The organism is Actinoplanes sp. NPDC026670 (genome assembly GCF_040638175.1).
GTDB lineage: Bacteria > Actinomycetota > Actinomycetes > Mycobacteriales > Micromonosporaceae > Actinoplanes.
This window is the reverse complement of record NZ_JBEZXU010000001.1, coordinates 389,022-398,304: the sequence shown is the minus strand read 5'-3', so window position 1 is coordinate 398,304 and position 9,283 is coordinate 389,022. Positions and strand designations below refer to the sequence as shown.

Annotated in this window: 4 protein-coding genes; all 4 read right to left on the bottom strand. The window is 68.3% G+C overall.

Features of this window, described 5'->3' with window-relative positions; translation table 11 throughout:
• Window positions 1-3,331, bottom strand: a 3,331-nt coding sequence (locus tag AB0E94_RS01680; RefSeq protein WP_360320809.1) for an AAA family ATPase, incomplete at its 3' end; no start/stop codon positions are given.
• A gap of 27 nt (window positions 3,332-3,358) precedes the next feature.
• Complete coding sequence (locus tag AB0E94_RS01675; protein ID WP_360320806.1) at window positions 3,359-3,949, bottom strand: hypothetical protein; 591 nt, start codon at window positions 3,947-3,949, stop codon at window positions 3,359-3,361.
• On the bottom strand, window positions 3,946-4,302 hold the full coding sequence (locus tag AB0E94_RS01670) for a hypothetical protein (RefSeq protein WP_360320803.1): 357 nt from the start codon (window positions 4,300-4,302) through the stop codon (window positions 3,946-3,948). The genes AB0E94_RS01675 and AB0E94_RS01670 overlap by 4 nt, the downstream gene beginning before the upstream one ends.
• Window positions 4,295-9,205 (bottom strand): caspase family protein, encoded by a 4,911-nt coding sequence (locus AB0E94_RS01665; protein ID WP_360320800.1) that lies wholly within the window; start codon window positions 9,203-9,205, stop codon window positions 4,295-4,297. Before AB0E94_RS01665 ends, AB0E94_RS01670 begins: the two co-directional genes overlap by 8 nt.
• Window positions 9,206-9,283: the final 78 nt, after the last annotated feature.

The following is a 9,283-nucleotide window of genomic DNA, read 5'->3' as shown; positions in this document are numbered from 1 at the left end:
CAGGCCCCGGACACGTTCCCCCCGCTCTCCCCGGGGAAACCGAATCTAACCCCCCCCACCCCCCCGTCAGCCGGCCGGTTAGGGCGCGGTCGGTCTCCAGGAATCGTTCGACGAAATCCTGGCGCAGGGTACGGTCGACCGCCTCCAGCAACAGCGCGCCGCCCCGGGACGGGGTCACCGGCATCGCCTCCAGCAGGCGCAGGCAGTCGTAGACCGAGAGCGACTCGCCGAACAGGGTGAGGAGCCCGGCGATCATCCTCGCCAGCTCCGGATCGGTCGCCACCGCCGGGTTCGCCTCGCCCACGGCCAGGCACTCCAGCAGCAACGGAAGCAGGTCCGGGTGGGCCGAGACCGAGCCGGTCAGGCTCTCCGCCAGGGCCAGCACCCGGCCCGGCGGCAGCCGGTCGGCGTCGGCCAGCAGCGACCGCAGCAGGAACTCGATCCAGCGCGGATCCACCGGCAGCCGCTCCTCGTCCGGCCCCCGTCGCTGCACCGCCCGGGACGCCCGGCCGTAGATGTCGGACAGCTCCTCGCCCGACGTGCCGAGCCGCGACGCCAGCGCCAGCCGGACCAGGCTGTGCGCCACCGACTCGGCGTCGCCGGCCGCGTGCTCGACGAAGGTCAGCAGCGCCGACGTGGACAGCAACTGCCCGACCGGCTCGGCCGCGTGCCGGAGCACGTCGTCGCTGAACGCGCCGGTCAGGTCCATCGACGCGAACGCGGCCCCGACCGGGAAGTCCGCGGCGCCCCATTCCTCCAGCTTCGACCCCGACCCGGGGGTACGCGGGAACGCGCCCAGCGACCACAGCGGATCCAGCCCGGCGATCTCGGTGCGCTCGCCCCCGCTCAGGATGACGTCACGTCGCCCGTCCTCGGTCCACGCCCGCACCACCAGCACCGATTCGAGCACGTCGAGGAACATGCCGCTGGGCACGGCGGCCCGCCACTGGAGTCCGGTGCCGCGCAGCCAGGCGGCCGGGTCGGCGGCGTGCCGGAACAGGTCGGCGGCGCGGACCGCCTCCCCACCGGCGATCGCGATCAGGAACAGGTTGAACGAGTAGGTGGCCATCCAGTGGTCGATCCGCTTGTCGACCGGCTGGTAGTTCCGGGGCGTCCAGGACGGCCTGGTCACCGCCGACCGCAACCGGTCCACCACCCAGCCGGTCAGCTCGGCCCGGTCCGGGGTGTCCAGCAGCTCGGCGACGAACGGCAGGACGGTGTTGCGGGCGCAGAGCGCGGTGTACCCGAGCAGCGACTGGAGCAGGTCGTCCTCGTCCTGGCGGCCCAGCCGGAACGACCGGGCCCGGGACATCGCGGCCGCCTCCCGGACCGCCTGCACGACCAGCCGGGCCACCAGGTACTCGCCGAAGGTGGCGTGCAGGAACTCGTACGTCTGCAGGGTCTGATCGTCCTGCACCGCCTGCGCGCGCTGAATGAAGAAGAACCGCCCGACCATCTCCTGCCCGGCGGTGAGCCCGCCGCGGAAACCGTCCGCCGGGCGGCGCTGCGCCGGCAGGCCCAGGGCGGCCAGGTCCTCGTCGAGCTCGGCGGTGGTCACCCACAACCGCAGCCGGTGGAACATCGCGAAGGCCACCACCGACAGCCGCAGCAGCTCCTGCTCGACCAGGCCGGGCAGCTCGTCCTCCGGTCCGCCGTCGTGGATCCGGCGGACCTCACGGGCGGCGAAGTCGGTCAGCAGCCGCTCGTACAGCTGGACGGCGCCGAACTCCTCGGCGTCCTGCAGGCCGTTCGCGGTCGCGTCGTACAGGGCCAGCATCTGCAGCAGCAGCGGCTGGCCGGCCAGCTCCGGGAACCGCAGCACCACGTCCCGCCCGAGCGGCCGGCGCCCGGACGCCGCCCAGTAACCGGCGTTCGCGGCGTTCCACGTCGCCAGCCACCTGTCGACCTGCTGTTCACCGAACGGCTCCAGCCGCACCACCAGGCTGCCCTGCGGCAGCCGGGCCCGGTCGGCGACCGCCACCCGGCTCGTCACCAGCACCGCCGCAGGCCGGCCCAGAACCGCCTCACGCTGCTGGAACGCCGCCACCCGCTGGAGGTAGTCGGACTGGTGCACCCCGGTCGCCTGGAGTAGCTCGTCGAACCCGTCCAGCAGCACCACAGGCATCGCCGAACCGGCGTCCCGGGCCAGGTCGGCCCAGGCCACCGTCTCCCCGATGGCGTCCCGGATCGCCTGCTCGATCTGATCCTGGATCTCCGCCTCGGCCCGCACCTCCCGCAGCACCACCCGCACCACCAGGTAGTCGGACGCCGGCAGCCGGGCGGCGAGCACCCGGGTCAGCGACGACTTCCCGGCGCCCGGCTGGCCGAGCAGCAGCATCGGCGCCTCCACCGCCTGCGGGGTGGTCAGAAAGGTGGCCAGGAAGTCGTCGAAGTCGTCGCGGACCTCCCGGTCACGCCACCAGTCCTCGTCGGCGGGGCGGGCGCCCAGCCACGCCGGGCGCACCCGGAACCGGGGATCCAGGTAGGCGGCGGCCAGACTCGGCATGGTCAGCTCACCGAACGTGCCGCCGAGCACCGGATCGCCGAGCGCGGCCCGGTAGACGGCGGCCAGCCCGGCCCGGCGCCGGGCCGGGGCCTCGTCGGAGGCGGCCCGGGTCAGCGCGGCCTCCAGCGCCTCCAGGCCGCGCGACACCGCCCGCGCGTCCAGCTCGGCCAGCCAGATCCCGAACTCCGGCACCTCGACGGCCAGGTTGCGGGCGGTCTCCTCGTAGCGGGCGCGGGCCAGCTCCGGCAACACATCGTTGAGGAGCCGGTCGGCGGCCTCCCGGGCGGCCCGGCTCGCCGACTCCCACACGGCCAGGCCACGGAGGTTGCCGCCCAGGCGGCGGGCCAGCACCCGGTACCAGTCGGTCAGGTCGTCGAGCAGCCGGTCCCGGCCACGGTCCGGGCCGGGCGCCGGGATCTCGGAGTCCAGCAGACGGGCCGGCCAGGAGCCCTCGGCACGGGCGGCCGAGACGAGCAGCAGCTGATCCTCGCGGGCGAAACCCGGGGACTCCAGGCCGGCGGTCGCCAGACAGTCGTCCAGCGATCCGAAGAACGACGAGACGGCCAGGACGCCGTGCGCGGCGTGCAGGCGCTGGTTGCGGGTGTAGCGGGCCTGTCCGCGTACCACCTCGGTGATCTTCCCGGCCACCAGATGCCCGAGCCGAATCGCCTCGGTCTTGGCGTCGAAGAGGCTGATCGCCGCCTCGCTGCCACCGGCCGTGGCGACCGCGAGCACACCGCCGAGGAGGTTGTCGGCGGCTTTCATCAGCGGGCCGGAGCCACCGAGAAGCTTGACGGCATCGAGATAGGTCAGACCCTGAGCCACGGTCCCCACTATATGGACGGTGACCGGTCAGCAGGCCTGGACCTTCTCCACCGTGACGGGACCGGTCAGCGGAATGATCTGATAGCGGTCCGCCTCGCCCACCCGCAGCAGGGAACCCTCCTGCTGAAGCAGCTTCCCGCACACCTGGACGCCCTCGGCGTGGACCCGTACCAGCGGTGTCTCCGGCGCCTTCACCGGCGCGAACCACGCGGTCACCGTCGCCGCGACGATCAGGGTGATGCCGATCCCGGTCAACGCCCGCGCCCGCTCGATCGAGCGCCATGCGTCCTCGATCTCCACCTCGGTCCAGGCCCGCAGGGTCTCGCCGTTCAGGGTGAACCGGTCCCCCGGTTCACCCGCCGCGGCATACACCGCCAGCGCGGTCGCCGTCAGCAACAGGAGAAGGGCGAAACCCAGAACGAGCGGCACTCCCACCGCGTACGGGGTGTCGAGGCGGGTGAAGTCGTCCTTGCCCTTCACCACCAGCACCGCCCCGACCAGCGCGGTCGCCCCGGCCAGACCGTTGCGCCAGGTCTCCGCCTGTTTGCGGACCGCGTCCAGTTGGCCGAACTGCAACTGGCGGGCCCGCTGCGCCCACCACCACTCGTCGCCGGTCACGGCGCCTCGACATGCCAGCTGGCCCCGCAGCCGCGGAACAGTTCGGCGTCCGGGCGGTTCGCGTGCGCGTGGTTGCACTCACAGAACACCAGCCGCCGCCGATCCGGGATCCGGGCCAGCGCTTTCGCGGCCGAGCCCCGGAAGATCCCCTTCTGGCCGCTGCCGATGCCGGTGGGCCAGACGGTGACCGTACGGCCCCGGCATCCGGGACACAGACCCTCGACCCGCACGCTGCGGCCGTCCGCGGAAGGTTCAACACGGAACGACGCCGCCTGGTCGGGGTGGTAGCCGGAGGCGAAGTCGATCGAACGGTGGCTCTCCATCGGTTTCCGGGCCGGAGCGGCGTCAGGCATCTTGTGTCGTCCCTTCGTCCGGGGCGGGGGCCAGCGTGAACCCGAACAAGCCGGTGAAACGGGTCAGACGATCCCGCACTTCGGCGACCGTCTCACCGATCTCCTCGGCGGCGTCGGCAAGGTGCTGCACGGAGACCTCGCCGGACAGCGCCGGTTCCTGCCCGTCCAGATAAGTGGTAAGCACCAGCAGGTCCTGCCACGAGACGATCTCCTCGTCACAGGCCTCCGCCGGGATGTCCATCGTCAGCCCGAGTGGAACGAAGCGCGCCATCCGGATGCGGGTCTGCGCCGGCGTCCAACCGAACTCACCAGCGATCCGAACGAGATGAAGGGGCGAAATTTCACTGATCGGTTCGAACCAGACGCCGTCGTCATCGTCGAGAGCCCGCAGCATTCGTTCGTCGAATCTGTCGACGACATGCGACGCCAGTTCTGCCCGGTCGGCCGCTTCCAGTACCGGCAGCGGCGCTCCGACTTCCCGAAACGGCTCGAGCGAATCTATCAGGACCGTGGCACTGACTCGAAGGTCCGCGCCCTCTCCCACCAGATCTGCGGCATTGACCGACCAGGTCACCTCTGTTTCCTTGGCCCGGACGACTTCGAGCCAGTTGGTTAGAGCGAACCTCTCCGGCCAATGCACGTCGAGGTCTGAACCGAAAGCGGTAGATGGCAGCAGAGAAAGGTCCGCCGTCTGCGGGAGCAGCATCTCATAGAACTGAATCGCCTGACTCATGGTCATGCTGAGATCACATGCGAGCACAAGGACCTCCGGTACCGTGACAGGACGTCGCGGGTCCGCCAAATCCAGGAGTCTCCGGCATTTGTCGATCCGGTCCCCGACAGTGTCTTTGCTTCCCGAATGGATATGCCAGACGAGCCCTCGGAACGCCAGCCAGCCCACGGCGAGTTTCCGGTCCGAGGTTCGCGGGTCGTAGTAATAGAGATATTCTCGGACGACAGTTATCTCATCTCCCCCTGGAACGAATCCGATATCCGCACCGAACTCGTCCGGAAATGTTATGAAACCCGCATTCCGGATACGGCTGAGATGGTTGACCACGGCCTCCACGGTGATTTGATGCTGATCAGCCAGCATCATCATGTGAAAGATGGTCAACGGGGTTTTCATTCGGTCGACCAGGAGCAGTGCCTCATGTTCCACCGCACTGACGTCATGCGGCATGAGCTCACCGCCCAGAATGACGAACCCGAGCGGCGCCAGTTTCTCGTATCCCGCCAGCACCTCCGGAACGGATCTGCCGAGCCGGGCGCTCATCCGCATGATCTGGGACGGGGGCACATCCTGGTTTATCCAGCGCTCACCCCAGGGATCCCGTCGAGAGATCATGTCGATGTCAGCAGCCTCGAATATCCGCTGGCCCAGCGCCGAGACGATGGCCGGGTCGGGCGGTTCCCAGTCGGGTGGAACGAGGCGGGCGGCCCGTTCCACCACATCCAGAAGGGAGACCTGCAGCTGTTCGGAGGCGAGGACGAGCCAGCAACCCGCATCGGGCCGGGGAGGTTCGCCCGGCCTGGTCCAGGCCGGGACTGCCAACAGAAGACTCTGGTTCTCCGTCCCGTCGGCGGCATGCCTGTCGTCCGAGTGGAATCGGCGGTCCACCGGGGGTATGTACCGGGTGGCCCGGAGGTTCAGACCGGTGATCGCGAAGCGCCGGAGGCGGCGCAGACGAACCGCGGGCGACTCGGTCTCGTTTGCGGCCGCCGCGAGGAGTTCGGAAACCACCGCCCGGCCGAGGATGGCACCACGCCGCGCTTTGTCGTACAGGTCACCGAGGATCGACGCATCGAGTGGCCGCACGACCGGATAGCCGGCCACCGATTCCGGAATCGCGACGCGCTCCATGAACTTGAAGCCGGCGTACCCTCGCCAGACCCCGGCTCGCCAGGCAGTCAGCCAGTAAAACCCGCCACCCCATCCGTTCAGCACACCTTTGAAGAGCAGGCTGTCGAGGTGCAGACATCCGATCAGGGCGGCCGGGGGCGCAGTCCCATGCGCGAATGATCCTTGCAGCCGGAGAGTCCGGTCGTTCTCCACCAGCCAGTCGAAGATCGTCTGCCCGATCTCCGGCGTCTTCTCCGTCAGGTTCCAGAGCCAGTTGAAGGTGAAGCCGTGCCAGTCGGCGAGAGCGGGCAGCGACTCGACGACTTGGCGGTCGATCCATTCGCGATCCCATCGGCGCAGCCGGTTGCGATCGACCGTGAACCGCGGCCGCCGACGGCCACGGAGGTTCACCACAAGCCCGTAACGATCCTCATTGGTCCGGATTCCATCGGCAGCCAGGCCGCCCTCGCCATTGACCCACCAGAAGTCCTCCCCGTGCGCCAGCGGTGTGACCGCAGTTCCCGAGTAGCGGAGTTCATCACGCTCCCAGACCTCGGGCGGGACACCGTCCTCGGTGACGGTGACCCGGAACTCCGAGGTCCACAGCAGGCGACGCATGGTCTTGAGTACCGAGACCTTGTCCTCACCCGTGAGGTAGAGCCGCACGACGGTACCCCCGCCCCGAGGCGACCTCCGGGGTTCGATCTGAAACAGGCTTCCACTGCTCGCTATCCGGACGAAGGACCCGTCCTTCTCGAGGTTGTCGTCCGTGTCGGTCGGCCAGGTCTCGATCTCGATCTCTTCGGCGATCATGAAGTAGCTGAAGACACCCACACCGAACTGGCTGTTCGGGATCAGTTCGAGCGGCGGATCGAGCTCTTGCCAGCGGGCATTCTCCGCACGGAAGGCCGGTTGATAGATGAATCTCTCACCGGCATTGGTGAATGTGTTCTTCAGGATCTGGGCACTCATCCCGACGCCGTTGTCGGAGCACTCGATGTACTCCCGGCCGTTGTGCACGCCCTGGCTGATGACGATGCGCCCCTCCCACTCCGGGGGTTCGGCACCGATGCGGTGGTCCCGGCCGGACCTGGTCCGGGAGAGGTACTCGCGACGTGTCCGGCGGTACCGGCAGGCATCGAGCGCGTTCTGGTACAGCTCACGGATGGCCAACTCCGGTTCGCCGTAGAGTTGCCGACCCATCAGGAGCTCGCGCACCTTCTCATCGGAGAGCCGAAACTGTAGTGGCGGTGTCTCGAAGAGCGGGCGACCGCTGTTGTACTCAGGGCGCAGGAGGTCATGGGTGAACTTCTGCGGCAACCCGTGGGCAAGCCCGGCGTCCAGCTGAAGAGCGCGCACCGCTTGCAGAACACGTCCGGCACGCCTGGCAACGCCCTCGAAGACGGTGTAAAGGGCGGGATGGCCGCAGATCGAGAAGAGCGCGAGTTCGTTCGGCTTGTTCTCGGGCTGGTGCCACTCCACCTTCCGAATCGCGTCATGGAGGTCGGGTAGAGAAAGTTCATCGGTCACGCCGATGTGGTCCACGACGATGCTCGGCATCCGGCGGGCGTCAGCAGCAAGAACTCCGGAGAGCCACAACAACGCGCCAAGGGTTCGCAGACGCTGGTCGAATGCCTTGGCGGTGAGATCAGCCAGCAGAGTCTCCTCGTCGAGGCCCCCGTCCGCGCAGCGCAGCAGCACACCGAGATGGCTGCACAGCTCAGGCCCGGTGAGGCCCGACTCGCCGCTGGCCGTCGCACTGATCTCCTCGATACGTTCGACCACCTCGGCGTCCCTCGCCAAGGACGCCCGGCCGGAAAGCCAACGGTGCACGAGCCACATGGCAAGCGCGCCACGAGCCTCCACCCGGCCGCGCCGGTCCAGGCCCTCCGCCCTGCGCCAGACGTGCTCATGCTGGTCATGGGTGATCTCCAGGTCGCTGCGAGCCCGCTCGCCGTACCTCTTGGAGAAGTCCTCGGGATGAATGCCGGCCGCGAGTCTCAAGCCGGCGTCGAGCATCACTTCGCGCACGAAGGGCGTGGTGATGACCGCGGCGAGTTCAGTCGGACTGAGCCGAGTCGCCTCAGGGACCAGCTTCTCCAGCATGGTCAGCACCCGGGGGGCATGCTCCGGACTCGACCACACATCGAACAGACCGGCACCCTCGTGCAGATGGGTACGGGCATCGAGCCAGTGGCTGGCGCAGGCGCCGACGATCCGGACGACTGCCTTCTTGATCTCGTGCACGGGTCCGGCCGCCCGCTTCCACAGGGCAGTCGCTTCCGCGGCCTGCTGCCACGATTCGACGACCTGCTCGCCGTGACAGATCTTGGTGGAGGTGATCACCTCATCGGTAAGACCGCTTCGTGAGCTGGCCTCCCGTGGATTCTGTTCGATGTCGTCACTCAGCGCACTGCGCCGCTTCAGCTGGCGCTTCGCCTCCGCGATGACCTCTTCCAGGGTTCGGGCCTGTGACCGTCGGTCGAGGGCCTCGGCCAGCGCATGAGTGAAGTAGCTGCCGTCCTCGCTGAAGCCGCTCCACTCGCCCGGGCTGCAGCTGTTGACGACCACGAAGGCGCCGTTCGGTGGGACAGGGAGTTCACCCCCACCGGACGGGTCCAGAGAGGAATCGGAGACCTCATTACGACAGGCGTCGACGAAGAAGACGATGAGCTGCGCGGGGCTGTTCTGAACGCCGGGCGGCACCAGTGGGACGAGACTCTCCACGTCTATACCGTCCGGGTCGTCGAAGGCGTCTCGAGGCACCAGGTAACTCTTGCCGTCGATCACGACGCCGTGACCCGTGTAGTAGATCAGCAGAACGCCACCCGATGGCGCCTGGCGGAGCGCTGTCTTCATCTCCCGCCGGATCTCGTTCATCGTCGCGGTGCCGTCGCCCTGGTCGCCCATTCCGCACGTGGTGACGCTGTAGTCGCTTTTCTCCAGGACATCACGCATACGTCGAAGGTCGGCCTCGACCACATGTGGAAATGATTCAAAGAGTTCACTGTCGTAGGACGGGACGCCGATCAACAGAGCCGCGCGTTCTGTCACGTCCACCTTCCCGATGAGACGGAGGACCGAACGTTACCGAGCAGATGCAATACGTGACAAGAGCGAGTGGCACGTCTGGCAACG

Excerpts from the sequence above, each read along its gene's own strand:
- AB0E94_RS01670 (WP_360320803.1), bottom strand. The coding sequence starts at position 4,302 with ATGCCTGACGCCGCTCCGGCCCGGAAACCGATGGAGAGCCACCGTTCG.